Annotated in this window: 24 protein-coding genes and 1 tRNA gene; 11 read left to right on the top strand and 14 right to left on the bottom strand. The window is 58.3% G+C overall.

From position 1 onward, the window contains the following. The first annotated feature begins 36 nt into the window (after positions 1-36). Together sufU and FYK55_RS05430 are read left to right on the top strand one after the other, a co-directional pair. Positions 37-495, top strand: coding sequence for a Fe-S cluster assembly sulfur transfer protein SufU (sufU, locus tag FYK55_RS05435; RefSeq protein ID WP_150075391.1), 459 nt, complete (start codon positions 37-39; stop codon positions 493-495). Between the two features lie 5 nt (positions 496-500). Beyond that, positions 501-1772: an aminotransferase class V-fold PLP-dependent enzyme gene (locus FYK55_RS05430; RefSeq protein WP_150075390.1), complete on the top strand. Its 1272-nt coding sequence runs from the start codon at positions 501-503 to the stop codon at positions 1770-1772. Positions 1773-1865: 93 nt separating this feature from the next. Here the strand turns inward: FYK55_RS05430 and FYK55_RS05425 are convergent, their stop codons facing one another. From FYK55_RS05425 to FYK55_RS05415, 3 genes are all read right to left on the bottom strand, one after another. After that, positions 1866-3794 carry a sodium/solute symporter gene (locus FYK55_RS05425; protein WP_150075389.1) on the bottom strand — a complete coding sequence of 643 codons (1929 nt, stop codon included), beginning with the start codon at positions 3792-3794 and terminating at the stop codon, positions 1866-1868. Next, on the bottom strand, positions 3791-4111 hold the full coding sequence (locus tag FYK55_RS05420; protein ID WP_150075388.1) for a DUF485 domain-containing protein: 321 nt from the start codon (positions 4109-4111) through the stop codon (positions 3791-3793). Before FYK55_RS05420 ends, FYK55_RS05425 begins: the two co-directional genes overlap by 4 nt. Positions 4112-4242: 131 nt before the next feature. Further along, on the bottom strand, positions 4243-5061 hold the full coding sequence (locus FYK55_RS05415) for an MBL fold metallo-hydrolase (protein ID WP_150075387.1): 819 nt from the start codon (positions 5059-5061) through the stop codon (positions 4243-4245). Between the two features lie 837 nt (positions 5062-5898). On the opposite strand from FYK55_RS05415, the gene FYK55_RS05405 reads away from it, so the two are divergent. The 8 genes from FYK55_RS05405 (at position 5899) to FYK55_RS05370 (ending at position 10694) form a co-directional block, all read left to right on the top strand. Then, positions 5899-6534 carry a 50S ribosomal protein L25 gene (locus FYK55_RS05405; protein ID WP_150075385.1) on the top strand — a complete coding sequence of 212 codons (636 nt, stop codon included), beginning with the start codon at positions 5899-5901 and terminating at the stop codon, positions 6532-6534. Between the two features lie 46 nt (positions 6535-6580). Continuing rightward, on the top strand, positions 6581-7273 hold the full coding sequence (gene pth, locus FYK55_RS05400) for an aminoacyl-tRNA hydrolase (protein ID WP_150075384.1): 693 nt from the start codon (positions 6581-6583) through the stop codon (positions 7271-7273). A gap of 83 nt (positions 7274-7356) precedes the next feature. Further along, positions 7357-7746 (top strand): 30S ribosomal protein S6, encoded by a 390-nt coding sequence (rpsF, locus tag FYK55_RS05395; RefSeq protein WP_150075383.1) that lies wholly within the window; start codon positions 7357-7359, stop codon positions 7744-7746. A gap of 380 nt (positions 7747-8126) precedes the next feature. Beyond that, a complete protein-coding gene (ssb, locus tag FYK55_RS05390) occupies positions 8127-8621 on the top strand; it encodes a single-stranded DNA-binding protein (RefSeq protein ID WP_150075382.1) in 495 nt (164 codons plus the stop codon). Between the two features lie 72 nt (positions 8622-8693). Further along, positions 8694-9233 (top strand): 50S ribosomal protein L9, encoded by a 540-nt coding sequence (gene rplI / locus FYK55_RS05385; RefSeq protein WP_150075381.1) that lies wholly within the window; start codon positions 8694-8696, stop codon positions 9231-9233. A gap of 189 nt (positions 9234-9422) precedes the next feature. After that, positions 9423-9504: transfer RNA gene (locus tag FYK55_RS05380), tRNA-Leu, on the top strand. A 298-nt stretch (positions 9505-9802) separates the two neighbouring features. After that, positions 9803-10273, top strand: coding sequence for a hypothetical protein (locus tag FYK55_RS05375; RefSeq protein WP_150075380.1), 471 nt, complete (start codon positions 9803-9805; stop codon positions 10271-10273). A gap of 82 nt (positions 10274-10355) precedes the next feature. Next, on the top strand, positions 10356-10694 hold the full coding sequence (locus FYK55_RS05370; RefSeq protein WP_161604328.1) for a hypothetical protein: 339 nt from the start codon (positions 10356-10358) through the stop codon (positions 10692-10694). A 755-nt stretch (positions 10695-11449) separates the two neighbouring features. On the opposite strand, the gene FYK55_RS05365 is transcribed toward FYK55_RS05370, so the two are convergent. The 3 genes from FYK55_RS05365 to FYK55_RS05355 form a co-directional block, all read right to left on the bottom strand. Next, positions 11450-11779: a hypothetical protein gene (locus tag FYK55_RS05365; protein ID WP_150075378.1), complete on the bottom strand. Its 330-nt coding sequence runs from the start codon at positions 11777-11779 to the stop codon at positions 11450-11452. A gap of 224 nt (positions 11780-12003) precedes the next feature. After that, entirely contained in the window at positions 12004-12333 is a 330-nt protein-coding gene (locus tag FYK55_RS05360) for a hypothetical protein (protein ID WP_161604327.1), read from the bottom strand. A gap of 554 nt (positions 12334-12887) precedes the next feature. Next, complete coding sequence (locus FYK55_RS05355) at positions 12888-13511, bottom strand: hypothetical protein (RefSeq protein WP_150075376.1); 624 nt, start codon at positions 13509-13511, stop codon at positions 12888-12890. A gap of 444 nt (positions 13512-13955) precedes the next feature. Here FYK55_RS05355 and FYK55_RS05350 point away from each other — a divergent pair, with 444 nt between their 5' ends. Further along, on the top strand, positions 13956-15218 hold the full coding sequence (locus FYK55_RS05350) for a hypothetical protein (RefSeq protein WP_150075375.1): 1263 nt from the start codon (positions 13956-13958) through the stop codon (positions 15216-15218). A 16-nt stretch (positions 15219-15234) separates the two neighbouring features. Here the strand turns inward: FYK55_RS05350 and FYK55_RS30080 are convergent, their stop codons facing one another. The 8 genes from FYK55_RS30080 to FYK55_RS29585 form a co-directional block, all read right to left on the bottom strand. Beyond that, complete coding sequence (locus FYK55_RS30080; protein ID WP_161604326.1) at positions 15235-15462, bottom strand: helix-turn-helix domain-containing protein; 228 nt, start codon at positions 15460-15462, stop codon at positions 15235-15237. A gap of 262 nt (positions 15463-15724) precedes the next feature. Beyond that, the gene (locus FYK55_RS05340) at positions 15725-17452 is read right to left on the bottom strand and encodes a tape measure protein (RefSeq protein ID WP_161604325.1); all 1728 of its coding nucleotides are present in this window, start codon (positions 17450-17452) and stop codon (positions 15725-15727) included. 112 nt (positions 17453-17564) lie between these two features. Further along, positions 17565-17936: a hypothetical protein gene (locus tag FYK55_RS05335; RefSeq protein WP_161604324.1), complete on the bottom strand. Its 372-nt coding sequence runs from the start codon at positions 17934-17936 to the stop codon at positions 17565-17567. Between the two features lie 6 nt (positions 17937-17942). After that, the gene (locus tag FYK55_RS05330) at positions 17943-18122 is read right to left on the bottom strand and encodes a hypothetical protein (protein WP_150075371.1); all 180 of its coding nucleotides are present in this window, start codon (positions 18120-18122) and stop codon (positions 17943-17945) included. 1061 nt (positions 18123-19183) lie between these two features. Beyond that, on the bottom strand, positions 19184-19312 hold the full coding sequence (locus FYK55_RS29970) for a hypothetical protein (protein ID WP_261344946.1): 129 nt from the start codon (positions 19310-19312) through the stop codon (positions 19184-19186). A gap of 331 nt (positions 19313-19643) precedes the next feature. After that, positions 19644-19988, bottom strand: coding sequence for a hypothetical protein (locus FYK55_RS05325; RefSeq protein ID WP_201743657.1), 345 nt, complete (start codon positions 19986-19988; stop codon positions 19644-19646). Beyond that, entirely contained in the window at positions 19939-20145 is a 207-nt protein-coding gene (locus FYK55_RS30075; protein WP_150075369.1) for a helix-turn-helix transcriptional regulator, read from the bottom strand. Before FYK55_RS30075 ends, FYK55_RS05325 begins: the two co-directional genes overlap by 50 nt. Positions 20146-20359: 214 nt before the next feature. Then, a partial coding sequence (locus tag FYK55_RS29585; RefSeq protein ID WP_235908444.1) for a hypothetical protein occupies positions 20360-20611 on the bottom strand: 252 nt, incomplete at its 5' end.

Raw genomic sequence — 20611 nt, 5'->3', positions numbered from 1 at the left:
GGAGACTTCCGATCCCGGCTGATCCCCTGCATCGCTATGGCAAACGAGCAAGACATCTACGAAGAGCACGTCCTGGACCACTACGAGGACCCCTTCCACCGGGGACCGTTGGACGACGCGACGCACGCCGACGAGGGCAAGAATCCGCTGTGTGGCGACGTGATCCAAATCGCGTTGAAACTGGATGATGAAGGCCGGATCAGAGAGGCTTGGTTTGAAGGCGAAGGCTGCGTCATCAGCCAGGCTTCGGCGTCGATGTTGATTGAAAAGGTAGAGGGCAAAACGGTCGACGAAGTCAAAGACTTTTCGGCCGAAGAAATGTTGGAACTGTTCGGTCCCAAGCTCACACCCAACCGCCAAAAATGTTGTTTGTTGTCATGGCGAGTCCTGCAGTCGGCGTTGCATTCGCCGATCGATGGTGAGGCAGATGCTGATGCCGATGCCGCGGGCGGCAGTCCCCGGTTTGGCGGTCCGAGTTTAAGTGAAGAAAGTTGAACCCGATGACGTTTGATCCCCATCAGTTGCGCGACGATTTCCCCATTTTGCGTCGCACCGTCGCGAGCGGCCAACCGCTGGCGTATCTCGACAACGCAGCCAGCACGCAGCGACCACAAGTCGTGATCGACGCGATGAGCGACTGCTATCAGAATTACTACGCCAACGTCCATCGTGGCATTCACACGTTGAGCGAAGAGTCGACGGCTGCCTACGAAGCGGCTCGGGTCACCACGCAACATTTTCTCAACGCGCGATCCTCCCGCGAAATCGTGTTCACGGCCGGGACCACGGCGGGCATCAATACGGTCGCCCGATCCTGGGGGCATGCCAACGTCGGCCGCGGCGACGTGATTTTGGTGACCATCGCCGAACACCACGCCAACATCGTCCCGTGGCACCAGTTGGCCGAAGCAGTCGGGTGCCGAGTCGAATTCTTGCCGATCAACCAGTCGGGGACGATTGACGATTCGGTTGTCGCCCAGGCATTGAAAACGCACCGCCCGAAACTGTTTGCGTTCACCGCGACCAGTAATGTTCTGGGAACCAATTTTCCGGCTCAGTCATGGACGGAAATGGCGCATCGTTCCGGAGCCGCCGTGCTGGTGGACGCCGCTCAGGCTGCTCCGCACGAGGTGATCGACGTGCAACAGTGGGATGCGGATTTCGTCGTTTTCAGCGGGCACAAGGTTTGTGGCCCGACCGGTATCGGCGTGCTGTACGCGAAGCTGGAGCATTTGGAAGCCATGCCGGCGTTCCTGGGAGGCGGCGGAATGATCCAGACCGTGACCACCGAGGGATTCACGGCCACCGAGCCCCCGGAAAAGTTCGAGGCCGGGACGCCGCCGATCGCCGAAGCCATCGGGCTGGCCGAGGCGCTGCGTTACCTGCAACGTGTCGGACTGGATAATATTCGGCAACACGAAAATGCGCTCTGTCAACGCGCCGATCAGGCGCTGCGTCAGATCGAAGGCGTTGACGTTCTGGGGCCCATGCCGGATCTGAAAGGCGGCATCGTCAGTTTCACGATGGATCGAATTCACGCCCATGACATCGCTCAGTGGCTGGACACACGTGGCGTCGCCGTTCGCGCCGGTCACCACTGTGCGATGCCGTTGCATGATGTGTTGGGCAAGACCGCTTCGGCGCGGGCCAGTTTTTATCTGTACAACACCGTCGAAGAAGTGGACCGGTTCATTGAAGCCGTTCAGGAGGTGCGGAAGAAGTTCGCCAGCAAGGGCCGGCGACGCCGAAGGCCCCCTGTCACCAACGCGTAATCGCCGCCAATCGAAATGGCGGGCGAGTCTTTCGCTTGACGGATGACACGAGGTCCGCCCAGTCACTTCCCGGGCAGGCTGTGCTCGGGGCGATCAATCCGTCGCCAAAGGGTTGCTCCCTGAATCACTGCGGGTGGCAAGTGAGACGACGATCAAAGTCAGAAATGCCAGCGGGATGGTGACGATGCCGGGTTGGCTGAAGGGCGCCCAGGCGCTTTCCGGGTCCAGCCCGTAAACGCTTTTGTAGGTGTCGCTGGAGAGCAGGATCCAACCGAGGGAACTGACCATTCCGACCAGGACGCTGGCAATGATGCCTTGGCGTGTGGTCCCTTTCCAAAACAGCAGCATGACCAGGGCTGGCAGGTTTGCGCTCGCTGCGACGCTGAAGGCCCATCCGACCAGGTAGCCGACGTTCAGTTCCTTGAACAGGATCCCCAGGAAGATGGCAATGATGCCGACGATGACGGCCGAAATCTTTGCCACGCGAACCTTCTTGCCTTCGGGCAGTTCGACGCCGAAGACGCCCACCATCAGGTCGTGCGCGACGGCGCCACTGCTGGCCAGAATCAATCCGCTGACGGTACCCAGAACCGTCGTGAACGCGATGGCGGAAATGATCGCGAACAGCCACGTGTTGATGCTGCGGGCCAACAGCGGGGCCGCCATGTTGCTGTCGGTCAGGTCCATCGCTCCGCTGGTCATCGCACCCAATCCCAGGTACAGAGTCAGCACGTAGAAGAAGCCGATGCTGGCGATCCCGACGATCGTGCTCTTGCGCGCCGCTGCTCCGTCCTTGACGGTGTAGTAACGGATCAGAATGTGTGGCAACGACGCGGTGCCGCAAAACAGGGCCAGCATCAACGACAGGAAGTTCAGTTTTCCGATCAGTGATTCGCCGCGGATTCCGGCGAACTTCGGATGCTCTCCCGGCCGCAACACCTCATTGCCGTCGGTCGGTTTTTGATAGTAGACGGTTGTCTTGGTGCCGTCGCTGTGATTGACCGTCAGGTTCCGCCACAACACGACTTTGCTCTCCGAGAGCGTGGTGAAGAAGCTGACGGGGCCCAACGGTCCGGTGCTCTCCTGGCCCTCGGGCAATTCGGACAACCGGCCGACCGGACGGAGTTCCTTTTCGCCTTCGCCGCGTCCCCGGGGCGCTCCGTCGACCAGCAGCACGCCATCGGCGTCGGTGATCGCTTGGGCTTGTCGCAGCAGCACTTGGCCGCCCTCGATCGGTTGCGAGCGGTACAGGTCAAAGCCGCCTTCGGGGTCGGCTAGCCGGACCAGCTCCGGGAATTCCTGCCAGCCGCCTTCGGCCGGCAGCACTTGGCGCCCGGCGATCGTCGCGCCACCGGCTTCGGTCGGAGAAATTGGGCCAAGGGTTTCAAACGCGTCCGGGCTGGCGACAAAGCCGCGTCCCAGCAGCAGCACCACCAGAATCGCGCTGAACAACACCAGCAGGGACCCCTTCAGGAATTGGACCCAGGTCGTCGACACCATGCCTGCGGTGACAACAATCGTGATCACCACGATCCCCACCAACACCACACCGACCCAGTGGGGAAACCCCAGCAGCGGTTGGATCAGTGATCCGGCTCCGACCATTTGGGGAATCAGGTAGAACACGCTGACCACCAGCGTGCTGACGCCTGCGGCAGCCTTGATGCCGCGCGAATCAAACGTCGAATCGAGCGCGTCGGCAAAGGTGAACTTGCCCAGCCGCTTCATCGGTTCGGCGATCACGAACAACGCCACGATCCACCCGGCCAGAAAACCGATCGAGTAAAGAAAACCGTCGTAACCATACGACGCGATCATTCCGCAGATGCCCAGGAATGAAGCCGCGGACAGATAATCGCCGGCGAAGGCCACCCCGTTGACCGCCCAAGGGATCTGACCGTGGGCGGCAAAGTACCCGGCGGAAGACTTTGCTTTGCGCCCCAGGAAAAAACTGAGTCCGACGGTGGCTCCCACAAAAACGAAGAAGACCAGCACGGCGATCGGCGAAGGATCATAGATCATTGCTCCCGACCTCCATCTTCTCCATCCTGTGGGTCGGCGGCTTCCGTGTCTGCGGCGGCGGTCGGAGGTGCCGCTTGCCCACCAGCCGGCTCGGGCCGACAAAGCACCCCGTAGGCCAATGCCATGACCAAGGCGATGATGATCAACGCAAAGCCGTAGACGATCGCCAGGTTCAAGCCGGCGACGACTTTGGTTTCCATCGTGGACGCCGAAAAGGCGCTGATCAAAACGAAACCGAGGTACAGCAGGGTGTACAGTCCAAACAGCCACAGCCCCAGTCGGGCGTTGGAGCGTTCGGAGTCCGAAAGCGACGACATCGTGACCTCGCGGCGGCGGGCGGGAGAAGAGAACGGGGCGGGGAGTATAGTCGATGCGCCGATGAAGCGCGACAGCGATCGTCGGGGCGACGTGGTGATTGCCAACACGGACGACCAATCGACCGGTTGGATTAGTGTTGCAAGTCGATCTCGACCTGCATTCCGTCGTACGCCATCTCCACCCCCTCGGGCAATTCCTGGTTGGTTGCTTCATAGTCGAGCTGGTGCCCGGTATGCGTCAACAATGTCCGCTTCGCTCCAACGTCGCGGGCCACCGCGATGGCCTGTTCCAAATTGAAATGAGTCGGGTGCGGTTCATGTCGGAGCGCCCCGATGACCAGCGTCTCAATGCCTTGTAACCGGCGGCGTGATTCGGCCGGGACTTCATTGGTGTCGGTGCAGTAGGCAAAATTGCCAAAGCGGAATCCGAGCACATTGAAGTGCGGCCCGTGCTTCATCGGGATCGGGACAACCTTTGCTCCAAGGATCTGGACCGGATCGTCATCAATCGACCGGAACTCCAGTCGGGGTGTCGCTCCGGGGTGGGTTTCCTGGCGATCGAGGAAGGCGTAAGCGAACGACCGCCGAATGTGTTTCTCCACCGTTTGGTTGCAGTACAGCGGCACCGCGTGTCCCAGACGAAACGGAAACAACCGAAGATCGTCCAAGCCAAAAATGTGGTCGGCGTGCTCGTGCGTGAACAAGACGGCGTGCACCACTCGAACCCGTTCGCGGATCAATTGCGTCCTCAGGTCCGGCGGCGTGTCCACCAGCAGGGTGCCGCCGGGAAGCCGAACGGTGATCGCGCAGCGGGTGCGTTGGTTGCGAGGGTGGTTGCTTTGGCAGACCGCGCAGCCACATCCGATGGCTGGGACACCAACGCTGGTGCCGGTGCCCAGAAAAGTCACCAGTCCGCGATGCGGTTCACTCGATTCAGCAACAAAGCACATTCGTTTCTCACGGACCGAGGGGCCTCCGCGGAGATCGACGGAGGGCCGACAGGGATTCGACCGGCGGGGCTCCGCAGCGGATCCGATGGACCGGCCGTACGCGTCAGGTTCGCCTGCGACGGTTCGCGTGCAAAGGGGGGCTGACCCGGCCGGCGATCACACAATCGAGATGCGGCACCGCCAGACGAGCCGCATTCGGCGGTTTCGCTCTCGAAAGACGCACCAACGGCAAACCGGTCGGAGAAAAACCCCCCCAAGTGCTCTGTCCCCAAGTCGGGCGTTCTGCCCCCGGTTGGTGCTCTGTCCCCGGTTGGTGCTCTGTCCCCGGTTGGTGCTCTGTCCCCGGTTGGTGCTCTGTCCCCGGTTGGTGCTCTGTCCCCGGTTGGTGCTCTGTCCCCGGTTGGTGCCGGGCGGTGGGGACCGGTTGTTCCGGGGCAACGCCCCGGTGTTTGCCCAGCCCAGCCCAACGGGCTGGGAAACGTGGCTGGGGACAGAGCACCAGATGGAAATGCTTGTCATTCGGATTGAAGTAGTTTCCTGAGGCTCCGCACGCCCGTCCGATCTCCTCGAGTGCTCTGTCCCCATGGGCGGGGGCGGACGGGGCCGGATCTGCGGCCGGAGATCGTTCGGTGGGAAGCGACCGATGCAACGACGCGTGCCGGGGGCGCATCGAGCCGGGTCGCAAGGGCGGTTTGGGCTTGCAGAGTTGGCTGGCCCTGGCATACTTACCCGCTTCGCCGCAACGGTAGCGGCGTGCCAAAGGGCCTTGCCGTGTCTGCTCCGGCCCCATTTGGCCTCGAAAAAAACAGCACAATACTGATGTCAGGGTGATCCGCGATGGCGGAAGTGGTCAAGGTTCAGAAACGTGACGGCAGCCTGGGAACGGCCGCGTCGCGTCGATTGCGAAAGTCCGGACAAGTCCCGGCGGTCCTCTACGGGCACAAAGAAGCGAACGAGCATCTGTCGATCGAACAGAAGACGGTGGAAGCGATTCTGCGTCACCACAGCAAAATTGTGGAGCTGGAAGGTGACGTCAAGGATACGGCTCTCGTCAGCGATTTGCAGTTTGATCCGTTGGGGATCGAAGTGCTGCACGTCGACTTGCAACGCGTGAACATGAACGAGAAGGTCGTCGTCACCGTCCCGATCAAGTTCAAAGGTGAATCCAAGGGGTCCAAAGAAGGCGGGATCGCGATCGAAAACGCCTCGGAAGTCGAGGTCGAGTGCCCCGCCGTCGCCATCCCCAATCAGCTGACGATCAATATCGCTAGCGTGGCGATGGGCGAACATCGCAGCGCCGGTGATCTCGCGTTGCCGGCCAAGGTGGAGCTGGTCACGCCCGCCGAAACCGTGATTTTCCACGTCGAGGCACCGCGTGTCGTCGAGGAAGAACCGGCCGAGGAAGTGGGTGCTGAACCGGAAATGGTCGAAGCGTCCGCTCCTGACGAGTCGGAAGAAGCATCGGCCGAATAGTGGGGCAGCCCGGTAGCGGGCAACCCTGTGGCGATTCGAGGCCGCGATGAAGTTGATTGTGGGGCTGGGCAATCCCGGCCGAAAGTACGAGCAGACGCGGCACAATGTCGGTTTCATGGTGGCGTCGAAGGTCGCGGTGCTGACCGGCGCTGGGGCCGCCAAGGTGAAATTCGAAGGTGAGCTTGCCGAGGGCAACGTTGGTGGTGAAAAACTCGCCATCTTGTGTCCCGGGACGTTCATGAACGCCAGCGGACGGAGTGTTCGGAAGGCGGTCGAGTTTTTTAAACTGGAACTTTGCGACGTCCTGGTCGTTTGCGATGATCTGAATCTCGCCGGCGGTCAGTTGCGAGTTCGTCCCAGCGGCAGCGCCGGTGGGCAAAATGGAATCAAAGACATCATCCGACATCTCGGCACGGAGTCGTTTCCGCGGTTGCGTGTCGGAATTGATCGGCCGCCCGAAGGTTGGTCGGTCACCGATTACGTGTTGGGGAAATTCTCCAAGACGGAACACGAAACGTTTGAGACCGCGACCAGTCGGGCGGCCCAGGCAGCGATCTGCTGGGCGACCGAAGGCGTCGGCCAGGCCATGAACCAGTTCAACGTCAAGCCGAATCCCAAGCCGAAACGTCGGAAGGCTGAACAGAACGAAACATCCACCCCGTCGAACCCCCAGCCGGAACCCCGCCAGCAGGAATCTGCAGCGTCTCCGACTCGGCGGTCGGATCCGACCGAAGACTGACCAAGACCAAACCCTTTCCCCTCTTGCGTTGGCGGCCGCGTGTCGCAGGCCGGACGCAACATTAAGAGAAGAAGACGAAAGCCGTGGCGAAGAACACTTACGAAACGCTTTGCATCCTGGATAGCAATCAATACGCTCGCGACCCCGGTGGCGTCGGCAAGCAGATCGAAAACCTGATCACCGAAGCCGGTGGCAAGGTCGAAGTCAATCGGCTGTGGATGGAGCAGAAGCTGGCCTACCCGATCGACGGGCACCAGAAGGGCACCTATTGGCTGACCTACTTTGAAATGGAAGGCGCCGACGTGCCGAAGTTGGACCGCGCGTTCCACCTTTGCGAACCGGTGATCCGCCAGATGACCTTGAAGCTGGATCCGCGATTGGTGGAGCCCATTCTGGCGAATGCCCGTGGCGAGGCTGCGCCCGCGCAAGACGAAGAGCAAGCGGCACCGGAAACGCAAGAAGCCTCCAGCTGATTGCGACCGTTGGCGTGGGCTGGTGAGTATTACCGGAGAAACAATCGTTGCAGCCGGTTTTTCCGGGCTTCCAGTCCTTTCCGGGCGTGAATTTGGCGCCGTTTCGGCGGCTCAGCCGGTAATCGCCCGGTTCCTGTTTCTTCCGGTGACAGGGCCGAATTGCTTCGTTGATGGTCGCAGCTTGCACCTTCCGAAAACAGCGGTTTTCCTTTAGGATACCGAATCGGCTCCTGAGGATTCATCGGAGTTCGAACACGTCAAAACGGATCCTGCGGGGGGCGTTCGGGGTCTTGTGCCGACGTGCAGGACGCTGCCGCGCGGCACCGTCTGACCGGCAACTTAACTTTCAATCGATTCCCCCCAAGACGAAGAGGACTGACATGGCTAGCTACAACCGCGTCGTTTTGGTAGGGAATTTGACGCGCGACATCGAATTGCGGTACATCCCCAGCGGGCTGGCCGTCGCCGAGATCACGATCGCCGTCAACGATCGCCGCAAGACCTCCAGCGGCGAATGGGTCGACGAAGCCACGTTCGTCGACGTCACGCTGTGGGGCCGCAATGCGGAAGTCGCCAGTGAGTACCTGCAAAAGGGTTCGCCGCTGCTGGTCGAGGGCCGTTTGAAGCTAGATCGATGGGAGACCGACGGTCAGAAGCGAAGCAAGTTGCGAGTGGTCGGCGAGAAAATGCAAATGCTGGGCAGTCGCACCGGCGGTGGTTCAGGCGGCGGATCCTCACACCGTGCGGCCTCGCAGGCCTCCGAAGACCACGGGGCGTATGACTCCGACGAGAGTTACTCCGCCGATTCTTCCCCGCGCGACGCCCAGCCGACCGGCGGCGGAGCGGGTTACGACGATCCGAACATTCCATTTTAAAACTTTCCCGTGGCGGCCCGCCTACGAGAATTCCAACCCACCTTTCACCGATTCATTTGTTAGAGCATTACGATGTCGCGCAACGGCCGAACCTATAAACGACCCTACAAGCGTCTTCCCAAAGGCGAGCATGGCGGGATCCAGTTGTTGTTGATCCACAATGTCGAGCATCTCGGCAAGCAAGGCGACATTGTCGAAGTCAAGCCGGGCTTCGCTCGAAATTATCTGCTGCCCCAGGGCATGGCGACGATCGCGACCGATCACCACAAGCGGATGGTCGAGAAGCACCGCGAGAAACTGCGTGCGTTGGAATTGGCAAAGCTGAAGAGCTACCAGGATTTGGCCGACGAGTTGGGCAAGCAATCGATCACCATCGAAGCGAACGCCAACGACGAAGGGCATTTGTACGGCAGCGTCGGGGCTCACGAAATCGTGGACGCTCTGAAGGAAGCCGATTTCCACTTGGCACAGGACCAGATCCGGCTGGACGGCCCGCTGAAAGAGCTCGGTCTTTACACCGTTCGCGTTCATTTGCACAGCGAAGTCGACGCGAGCCTGAAGGTCTGGGTGGTTCCCACCGCAACGGAAGAGTTGCCTGCCAGCGCTTCCTGAACGACGGAGCTTCGCGACGTCATCCTCCGTCGGTCCCTTGCCCTGGGGCAGTGACCGACGCGATCATGGCCGACGCCGTTGTGAGCGAGTACCGGAGATGTCGGTTGGGCACACCTGGCGGCAGACAGTTGCCGCGTGGTTGTTTGCGTCTTCGGTCGAAATTCTGATCCGGTCGACTATTGAGCGAACGGGGCTGTGGCGGAACTGGCAGACGCGCTGGATTTAGGTTCCAGTTTCTTCGGAAGTGCAGGTTCGACTCCTGTCAGCCCTATGCCGTTTCTCTTATAAGGGAAGCGGCATCTTTTTTATCCGGGGCTACCTCGGGGCTACCAAGTGCTCCTGTTTTGTGCTTGGTGGGACGCTATCTCGCCAACGGATTTGAGCACAACCGAATCAGTGTTCACAAAAAACAAGCCTGGTTGCTCAAGGCGATAAAATGCTTATTCTCTGCCTCGAAAATCGCCGTAGACGTGAAGCGACATCATTTCGTTTAAGACACACCACCCACTTTGACGTTGACTACAATAAATCCTCCGTCGTCTTCTCCACCCCACTCACTCGCTGATCCAGTGACAAACACAACGGCACGTGATTCTCGGCAAGCGCTGATCATCCGATGGCTTGATGTCGACGGTCAGGTCACGCTGGAGCCTGAAAGTCAAGATCGGTTCACTTTACGATTCCGTGATGTGATCAATGCTTGCCAGATGCAATTGCAAGCAGAGGAATACGAGCTGCAATTTTCGATCCTCGTCAAGCGACTTGGTAGTTGGCTTAGCGGTCAGACCGGCGTGGCTAAAGCCTATGTCACTCTCCGTGATTCTCAGCTTTTGTTTCTCGTCGTAACGAAATCCACCAAATACGACTCGGATTTCGAAGATGCGCTGAGCGATCTCGACATTGAACTCGCGAACGATCCCGATCTGCGAGACATCACTCTGAGCGTTCTATCAATTCCCAACGTTCCGAGCGATTCACTTTCGTCGTTCATGCACCCAACGACAAATTTTGAGATTCAGCGTGGCGGAAACGACGGTTAAAGACCGACTCAGGCTTGTTGAACGGAATCATGACGCGTTGGTGGCTCTAATCGAAGACGCGCGGAATCCACACGATGAGTGGGTGGCAACGATCGCTTTTTATAAAGCCATCCAACTTGTTGAAGCTTTACTGGCGAAACGACACGGGAGTGTCAGCACCAGCCACTTTCGCCGCTTGGAAAGACTTCGTGTCCACCACAAGGACATCTACAAGCAGTTTCGACCGCTCTACAACGCATCAATGGTTGCCAGGTATCTATGCCTGCCCGACGAACCAGGTTCGACTAGCGTAGCCTATTTCAGTTCGTTTTCGGATTACATCGGGGATGCAAAAGCCGCGATCATCAACGGTCGGTTGATCCAACTTGAGGCACTGGTTGAAAAGGGCCTCGGCGAACCATTCACCAAAACCAGAGTCTGAAACTTGAAGCTCTCTGGCTGATCTGGGTGCGGCCGTCGGCCATCCTGGGTGACAGTCCGGCTGTCCCAGCGGCGTTTTCCGGCGGTTTTTCCGACCTGGGCGGCGTGCCATGGTCCGGGTGTCTTTCTGAGTCAAAACCGGCCGGCGACGGACTGTGTGCGGCCCGTCACCGCCGGCATAATTGGCCTCTGGTTTTCCCCCGCACGGCTTCCCCACGCGGGCTAGAATCGATCCAGGCGGCGGGTTGGGGCGACACGCCTGCCCTTCTTCCGATGGATCAGTGCGAGACGGTCACCAGACCGCACGCAGCCGTTGCCAGGCGTGCGATGAGTCCGGGGCGTCTCTTCGCGGCCTATTCTTAGTTGCCGTTCTGATTCTCATCGTTGCCGTCGTTCTGGCGTACCTGTTCATTGCGAGGGAGCTGCCCCGACTGAACCCATCGCGGGAATGAGCCGGGCGACTTGGGGACGCAAACTGCGATTCCGCCAGATTGCTGAACCGTGGTACCCTCCGGGGCTACACGTCCCCGAATTCACACGGAGCAAGAAAATGGGAATCCCTCAATGCGTGATGTCGCTAGCGTTCGCCATTGGTGCCTCGCTGTCCTGCCTTGCGGCGGATGTCCAAAACGCCAACGAACCCCAGAAATTGCGATTTGAAGTTCAACCAGACGATGGCGGGATTCTGCTTTTGCCGGCGTCTGTTGGTGTCGGCGCATCTGACGTAACGGGCCTAATTGTCACGTGCGAGCGTGTTCAGTTTCGTGGATCGCAAGCCGTTTTCGTCAACGCAAGCTGCGCATCCGATGGTAATAGTTTCATCACTGGTACGCGTTTGACGATCTCGGCGAAGTCGCCGACGAGTTTATCGGTGAACGTTTCCGGCGATGCCCGAATCAAGTTCACTTCTGCAAAAGCCAAGAAGGAATTTCTGCGGACGCAGAAGTGAATGATTCTTTGAGTGCTGACCCGGCCGGCGCGGACTTCGTCCCCTTGGGTGGCAGCTGCTTGCTGCTCCATCACGAATTTCGGGGACTGTTCCGACTTGGTCGGCATGCCATGGTCTGGATTTTTTTGTTGGCTCAATGCCGGCGTCTGGGGGCGTCCTGAACTGCCGGCGGTTGCCGCGGACGCAGTTGCGAGTCCGCGGGTTGGATAAGCCGGTGGGCCGGCCAATCGTGTCTCTCACACCACGATCAAGCCCGCGCCACCAGTGTCCCCTGGGTTTTTTCCCGCACGGCTTCCCCGCGTGGGCTAGAATCGATCGAGGCGGCGGGTTGGGGCGACCCGCCAGCCCTTCTTTCGACGGATCAGTGCGAGACGGTCACCAGACTGCACGCAGCCGTTACCAGGCGTGCGATGAGTCCGGGGCGTCTCTTCGCGGCCTGTGCGGCTTGCTCCCGCCGCTTGTGGGCCTTGTTCGACTCGGTGGCCCGCAGAACCGCTTCGCCTGCGCCGATGAGTTCCTGCACGCGTCTCGCGTCGTTGGACCCCATCACGGCCACAACGTCGCATTGCTTTAGATCGTCAGCCAGGACCGGCGGGATCTTCTCGCTGCTCTGCAGCGCTTCGACGAGCTGAGTGGACGTCTTGTAGGTGTTCTTGAAGTTACCGGTTGATCGACGGTGGGCGACCAGCAACGCCGGCAGCCAGGCCGATCGGGCTTGGACAAATGCCAGCGCGACTTCGTTGGATTCGAATAGTCTCCGGGCTTCCGCCAAGGTTGCCCCGCCGGGTTGCGTCAAACAGAATAGAGGCCCGCGATTTTGGCGGGGTCAGTCAAACAACAAGGTTTTCAGCCAGGGGCCAATGAAATTCCAATTGCTTTACTTCTGGGAAACGTCCGCTGGGACGTTCTACATCGGGCAATCGAGCGACGGCCGGTATCATCCGATCTACGATGACCAAAGCTATGGAAGTTACTCGAAGCCCTGGCAAGCCGCCGAGGATCTTGCACGTAACACCACTTTCTCGATTTGCCACGCCTCTACGGCTGAATCGCTCGACACATCGCGGCTCGGAATCCCAGAACACACCTGCGATTGGAAACGAGTAAAAGCGTTCAGATGATTTGAAAACCGGTGACTCCGAACTGCAACGGGTCACCCGATGCAAAGTGCCGGGGCAAGACACGCCGGAGCCGCCGGCAGCAAGAGCATAACGACTGGCCGTCACCGCCGCACTCAGCCAATCCTCAGGCGTCCTCAAACGTCCCTTGGCGGATCTTCGTGCTCGTGGTCGAAACTCGGCGGATCACCACGAACATGCAACTGGCAACGATGAATGACCGAATGAATGCCAGGTCTGCCCGGACGTACTGAATTTCGTTCGCGACTTTTCCAAACGCGTTGTCATCCCGAAATCGATCGAATGTCCCGCTGCCCGCGGTCAACACCGCGACGATGTTTCCTGCCAGGCTGACGGCCGCGATCAAGAACACGACTCCAGCAACCAGAGCGATGCCCATCAACCCGACCTGCACAACGAAGTAGCTGATCTGGCTGATGGTGTCGCGATTTTTGGGACTCGGGGTTTTCTTGACTTGCTGAATCGCCGGTGGATCGGCTGGTGCGGGCGGCGGTGAACTATCGAAAGGAACCTCAGGGCTAAACTCCGGGGCCGGCGGCGGCTCATTGTCGGCCGGAGTGTCGGGAACAAATTCTGCGGCCCGCGGCGATGCACGCCAGCCTGATAGCGGACTCTTGTTGCTGCACTCAGGACAGCCAACGACGGTTTCGTCGGGCTTCGCCTTTACTTTTGATGTCGCGAGCGTGTGTGCGCAGTGTGGGCACGTCAGAGTTTCGATTGCGTCATTCATTGATGCTTTTCTCTTTGTCGCTTCGGTGCGTGTAGAATCCAGCATCTTAGTCACTGCATCCCAACGTGTGGCTCGTTGCGATTGTTTGCCACATCGCCACACCGGCTACGCCCCCTAGCATTCGTCCATCCATTTCGTTGATCGATAGGGAGACGCAGCGCTAGTTTTGAACGTTCTCGCGTACCTCTTCGACCATCCGCCACGGCACTTATCGATAGCGTTAGAATTCTCCCGTCGATACGATGAGGCTCAAGCGTCATCGCAAGAGGTGTGGGGCGTTAGCCCCGTGACCCCGTTAACAACTTCTTGTATCGGCATCGCCGAAATCTTCGGAAAGGAAGCTCCCCCCAACCGTAATCATGGACATGGATCCAGCCTGGTTGCGCTCCCTTGACGACATCAATACGACGGAACCTCGTAGATCCCCCCGACATAGACACCACAATGTCCGAAGCTTCGCCGATTCATGAACGAATTGGAAACGGTTTTTCTCAACTGGAGGAGATTCTAGGGCTGGAGATCTCCGAATTGGGAGAAGATTTCATTGACCCCAGAAGCGACGACTTCAATCCAGTTACGGACGAAATCCAGGCTGATGATCCGCTCTTTCTGTTTCTCCCAAGGTCAGACGAAGACGCCTTTGCTTTGACCTACGGAGATCTCGATGAGTTTATTTCGGAATTGAGAGGTGCAAAACTTATTGACAACTTAGTTTGCTGGACTCCAAAACGTGCACTTTTCTATGTGCGGGCAAGCGATACGAAGTCTAGTTGGCAAATACTATCCAAGTTGATTGAGTCAGACGAAATCGCGCATCAGGCGGAAGTGCAAGGTTGTCGCTACGAGCTAAGAGTCGTTGCTGGGACCACCGTCTTTGGCTTCATGTTGCTTAAAGATGGTAGTTGGGACAAGTATTGCCCTGCCGCTCTCTCTGACGACCAGTTCATTGAAGTCACGTGGGATGGAAAGTGCGACCGCCCGACAGTGACACAGTTGGTGGATTCGCTTTGTTTTGAGCTATCGGCTTCAGCAGGGTGCGTAATCAGCTGTGAAGCACGACCAGTTCATCTTTCCGAGGAAGACTCGCCGGAAGACGAAGTTGCAGTCCCCCGTCTACGCCCGCTGATTGCAGAGTCCGCATTATCAGAAATCGTTAAACTCTACACCCGTGCGATCGCAATCGACGATGTAGAGTTTCGGCTGGTCGGATTTGTAAAAGTTATGGAGTTCGCTTCATCCACAGTTGTGGAGCAAGATTTGATCGCCGCGGTTCGATCGAAACTGCTGAGTTCTCGGTCTTTGAAACCAGACGCAGATTTCATTCTTGATTTGGCATCTGAAGTTTACACGCACCAGCGTCAGCACCGAAAAGACAGCGATGCCCTCAGGTTGACCATCGCGGTTTGTTGCGATGCTTTAGAGCTTGCACGGTACGCTCCTTCGCTACTGTCGCTTCATGCAGTCGATAGAGATTCAGATCAAAAAACTAGATCGAAGGCTTTGACGGACTTCTCCGAAGTCGTTTCGTCTACGAGAAATCAGATCGTACATTCAAAGCTAAATTATCGCCCGACTGGTTTTGAATGTCCCGCTGGTATGATGGCGGATTTTGTAGAAACATGCCGCATCGCATCCGAGCAGTGTATTCGATGGTATGCATGTCAACACGAAAGCAGCCGGGTTGGATCGCGGATGCCTGGATCTTGAATCATGGGCACTTGAGTTAACGCCACCGGCGGACGTAGGGATTCGGCCTCGTGGGATTTGCTTTGCGCACTGTTCTTCGTTGAAGGAAGTCTCGGAGTTCTTCCTCGGTCACGATGTACCTGGCTCTACGAGTACCGCTTGAAACATTGACAGCTGCTAGTTCCCCATTCTGAATCAGTCGATAGATCTGCGTGGGCCGCAGATGCAGGATTTCGGTCAAATCTTGAGGCCGGTAGGTTTTCATTTCGTCATCGGGAGACGTCATTACGGTTGCGTACTAGCTTTGTTTAGCCACAAGCTCAGCGAGCGTCGGATTCTTTGGAGGCCGGATCGGGGCCAGAAATGCTCTTTCTTTCCCCGCCCTTGGGTGGTTGCCGTGTCGGCCCTTTTTTTCTTCTAACCTGGTTTTTTTCACGCGAAGGACAGCAAACGGTCCATAGCGCGAAGGTTCTCCAAGATTTTGGCCCCCCTACCCTCAAGGCCCCCGGCGGTGCCGGTGTCATCCATCACGCGGTGACCTCTGTCACGACGAGCGGTGGTCGGGCTACCGCTCTTTCGATCGCTCCGAGAATCTCAGATTGTCTGGACAGCAAGCTCGCGATGTCGTTCAAACGCCCCGTGTTGATCGCAGTTTGACGTACGGCATCACCTGCGCCACGCAGTCCCGGTTGCTCAATGCTCCTTGGGAGTGAGACGTTAATGTTGTCCCGCAACTGCTGCAGTTCTGCGCCTAGTTGCAACCGCGATGCATCGATGACGTTTTGGAGTCGCACCCGCAGCCCTTCTTCACGTTCCTCGTCGGGGCCACCGAGGAATCGTTGATTGCGAGCGGCGAACTCTTCCTGCGATCCTTTCGTCAACGCGCCAACGGTCTCGAGTTCACGCTTTGCCATACGGGTTGATTCAATCAATCCATCAATTCGTTCCTTGATTGCGGTTACCGCCGTTTGCCGATCCAGCCCGCCAAGCAGATTCGCCCGGTTGATTTCGTCAACGGACATTCGGAACTTATCAAGCGGCGTTGCGAACTCGTTGCGCAGATCGTCTGCCGTTTCCTTGGCGCTTTTGGTCAGATCCTCAAGTTTGACTTTGGACTTCTCTGCGGCTGCCGCCATCGCATCGGCAACGGCGTTGGCCTTCGCAGTAACGGTTTCCAAACCTGCAAATGCTTTGGATGAGCCCGATTGATCTGGATCCAACCCCTTCCATAGATCGATACCGCTGTTTGCGATGTTGTCAAATTGGACACGCAACTCGTCAGCAAATGCCTTGACCTGACGACGCAGGTCCGTCCCGAGCACTGCATCCGAAAGCCTGGCAATCTGCTCAACGATTCGCACTGCAATCAGTTCGATCCCGACGACACCAGACCGAAGCCATTGGAATACCGCGGCGGTCTTCTCCGCGAGTTCAGTGAATGCAGCGGAAATGTCGCGCACGGCCTCCCCTAAGTCCATTTCCCTACCCCAGACCGTGAGCTCGCGTGTGATGCCAAGCCAGTTGCGAAGCTCTGGCAAAAGCCCTTCCCCGATCTCACGTTTGAACTCAGCGACCTCATCTTCAAACGAGGACAGTTGCCCCAGCGTCGTCTTGCTCAGTTCCTGCATCTGCCCCGAGAACTTGCCGCCCTCAGTGGTTAATTCGACAAACGCTCTTTGCAGTTCCCGAATGCCGATCTCACCTTGCGCGGCCATCTTCCGGATGTCGGCGACATTGCGATCCAGCTGTTTGGATAGCAATCGAAGTATGGGAATGCCGCGATCCTGCAAGCGGTTAATTTCCTCACCTTGCAGCCGATTGGATGTCAGCACGCGCCCGTAAATCTCCGCAACGTCTCCGAGGTTTGATTGCGTGCCGGCGGCGATGTCTCCCAAACTCTTCAGCGTCGTTAGCACATCCTCCGCACTGACGCCGTACGCTAACAGCTGCCGGGTTGCTTCTCTCAACTCTCGGACGTTGAATGGCGTGGCCAACCCGAAATCGTTGAGATCGTCTAGCAACTTGGAAGCCTTTTGAGCATCTCCAAGCAGCACTCCGAACGAGACTTTTGCCGACTCGAAATCTGCGGCGACCCTCGCGCTATCGCGGAGGAACGAGCCGAATGCCTGTGCAGCTCTCAAGCCAGCAAGTGCAGACCCGAGCGCCACAACTTGATTTCGAAAGCGGCTTAACCGGTGTGTCTCATGGTCGACATTATCGCCGAACCTTTTGACCGATCGCACGGCCAGCTTCATGGAGTCTTGGAGATCCTTCGAGGATCCCGTGATTTGGATTCGCAGTTGCGAAATGTTGATTCGGGTCATAGCGGCAACCGTTGATAGGAGACGACCGACGTGAGTAGAGATCCTACGCGTGCCCGCGGCGTTGCGAGGCTTGAAAATCGTGTTCGTTTGGATCCAGCAATGAGGCATTCAAAGTCGCGAGAAATGCGGCAGTGTTTAGACTGACAATGCAGTGCACCCACGAGAAGAACTCAGCGAGCTCGTTTGAATACGAATCGCGAGCGACTTGGTCCAGCAACACGGCTTGCCGTAACGCGTCGACAACGTCGGCTGCCGGCCGAGATGCGAATAGCGGCACGGACCAGGGGCCCTGCTCGTCCGCCACGTAGCTGAGCCACTGTGTCACGGGGCCGTCGTGGTGGAATTTGAGACTGCGAAGTAATGCGAGATCAGACTCAGATAGCTGTCGCGGATCAAAATGGTCGGTGTTGTCCATGCTTATCTATGATGCTTGGGAAAGGGTGATGCTGGCGCGCTCTTGTTCCGTCAGAAACCGATCAAGCTTGGCGGCCACCAGTTCCTTTGCCGAGAGTGCTGCAACTTCCGGATGATCTTGCGTGATCCTTTCGCCGCGGCGTGATTCCCGCACCTGGATCAATGCACGGCGTCGAATGGAGTCCACGTGGATTGAACTCTCGGACGGGGGCTCTCGTAGCCGATCATCTGCTTCGAATGCGGCCCGTTCGCGCTCGGTGGCCAAATCGTCTAGGCCCGCTGCCCGAAGTCGTTTTAGAGTTGCGGCCGCAATTGCTTGATCTGTCGTCCCCAGGGGGGCGTGAGTGCGAGCCTTCTCTCGGATTGACTCTGCTTGAGACTCTCTGTGCATTCGAAACTCGGCTGCATCGTCCGGAACTCCCTCAACCGGCCAGTCCCCGGTTCTGACCCAAGCGAAAAGCGCTCCGCCGTCGAGCGCCGGAGTGTGTGCAACGATGTACGCAGCCTCAATGACGTCGAGGGGGCTCAATCCGCGTTGCCTGGCCTTCTCAATCATTGAGTTAACCTGACCGACTCCTGCACTGGTGGCGGCCATTTTTGCTTCTTCCCATGATTCAACCTGATCCGTCGTCGTCGTCTCGGCTGACGGTGACGGTGACGGGTAATTGGACGTAGGTATGAATGGTGTCGACTTGCCGTCCGGATGCCGTCCAGATTCCGTCCGGATGCCGTCCAGATGCCGTCCTGTTTCAGGATGGAATGCGTCGCGACGATTGATCTGGTGTCCTGTTTCGGGACGGCAAACTGCGTTGGCATCGTTTTTCACGGGGTCATGGTTCGGCTTTTGTTGTCCTGAATCAGGACGGCAGGCGGGCTCAAAGAGGCCAACGGCCGCATCGCTGTCATCACAACATCCGTCTTTCAATGCTGCATACTTCTTGGGAACCTCAACCCAGTAGATTCCGGCTCTGGTTTTGCTGCCGGCCGCGTAGAAGAGCCATCCAGTGTCGATCGCCCTTTGCCGCGCCGTGGACAAGCGGCTGCGACCTCCAAAACCACAAACTGCCATCAGTGGTTCGTTGAAGAACGTGACCGGGGCGTCGTATCGTTTCGCGTCTTCGGTCATGACGATGACGGTAAGAAGCCAGCACACTTCCGGCCCGAGATCGTTCGCTGCACCGGATTTCGCTAGCAGTCTCACGAACCGGTGCGCGAAGTACTTGGGCCGGCTCGGGTATGTTGGCCGGCTCATCTTGCGTACTCCGGCGCGACGATCACCGCTGCTTGGCTGCCGTATGGAGTCGCGCGGGTGCGACCGCATTCGGCCAGTTGTCCGTCGCGGAGCAGCGTTAGCACCGGACCGCAGACGCTATGCACTGGCCATCCATGGCGTTCGGCGATCTCGTGACGTGTGGCCCCGGTTGGTCCTTGGGACCGAACGTACCGCTCGATTTGATCGCGACGCCCGGGAGACCGCTTGCGGGCTGTTGATGCTGCGGCGGCTCGTGTCTGCCGCGCCGTGTCACCGCCGTCGAAAAGCGTCGGCTGATTTGTGTCAGATGGAATTCGTTGTATCATCGCCGTAGGAATCCTCGCTCTGCGTCACGACCAGGTGGATCAGAGCTATTGGCCCCGTCGGCTCGTCCTTCAGCCGGCGGGGCTTTTCTTATGTATCGGCCGGCATCCTCCGACCCAAATCCAAGGCCCGCTATTTGGCCTCAACCGCCGTCCGGTATCTTTCGGCCGGCGAAATAGGGGGGAGAGCTTCAATCACGGCGGTTGGATCGAATCGTGGTGTTGTCTCGATCCATCGCGTTGGAATGTCGTTCGTCGACCGCAGGCGATCGAACGTCGCGAGGGATACTCCTAGGAGTCCGGCCATGGTCCGTCGGTCGACGAGACGCGAGTGACCGGCATCGGTGATCAGGGGGCGGAGTTGTTCGATCACGCTGGTCGCGATTCGATCGGTAAGTTCGTCCGCGTCGGTATCGCGTAGGATCAGATCAGCCATTTGAATTGCTCCGCCGATCTCTTTCCGCAGGACATCCGGCATCAATCCATTCGTGGATTGCGCCTGCCCTCCATCGCAGCAACCGCCCGACACGAATTGGCGGGGGCATTTTGCCGGCTGCCGCCAAGCGGCGGACCGACTTTGTTGAGACTCCTAAGAGCCTCGCAACCAGCTGAGGCGTTATGAGTTCCTTGTGCATCGTGATTCCTTCTGTTGTGCTCGTGGTGTTCGCGGTGCGACACGGCACAAATTGAATCCGATGATCCTAACGAAACACCTAACGAAACTAGTTTCGTTAGGCGCACTAACGGTCAGGTGCCATTAGAAAGCCCCAAATGAGCCCTGAGAAACAGCCGAAAGAATTTAGAAAATCTTGCTCGCTACGAAACTGTCGTTTGGTTTTGTTGCGCGATTCAGGTACGTCGTCTGCGCATGCGCAGCCTAACAATTACTTTCTGCACGTATTCAGCATCCAGATTAAATGCCGATCCGAGCTCGGCGTAGGTTTTGTATTGCCCAGATTCCCACGCTTCGAGGAGTCGTGTTTCTTCGCGAGTATTCACCTTCGGAGGTCGTCCGCCCTTGTTCCTCGCTTGATCCTGATTGGCCGTTTGGGAGCTGTACGCTTCGTATTCCAGCCGTTGCCGCAGTGCCCGCAGCACACC

This window comes from Roseiconus nitratireducens, from assembly GCF_008629675.1.
Lineage (GTDB): Bacteria > Planctomycetota > Planctomycetia > Pirellulales > Pirellulaceae > Stieleria > Stieleria nitratireducens.
Note: the sequence above shows the minus strand (reverse complement) of the source record. Positions and strands in the feature narration are given on the sequence as shown.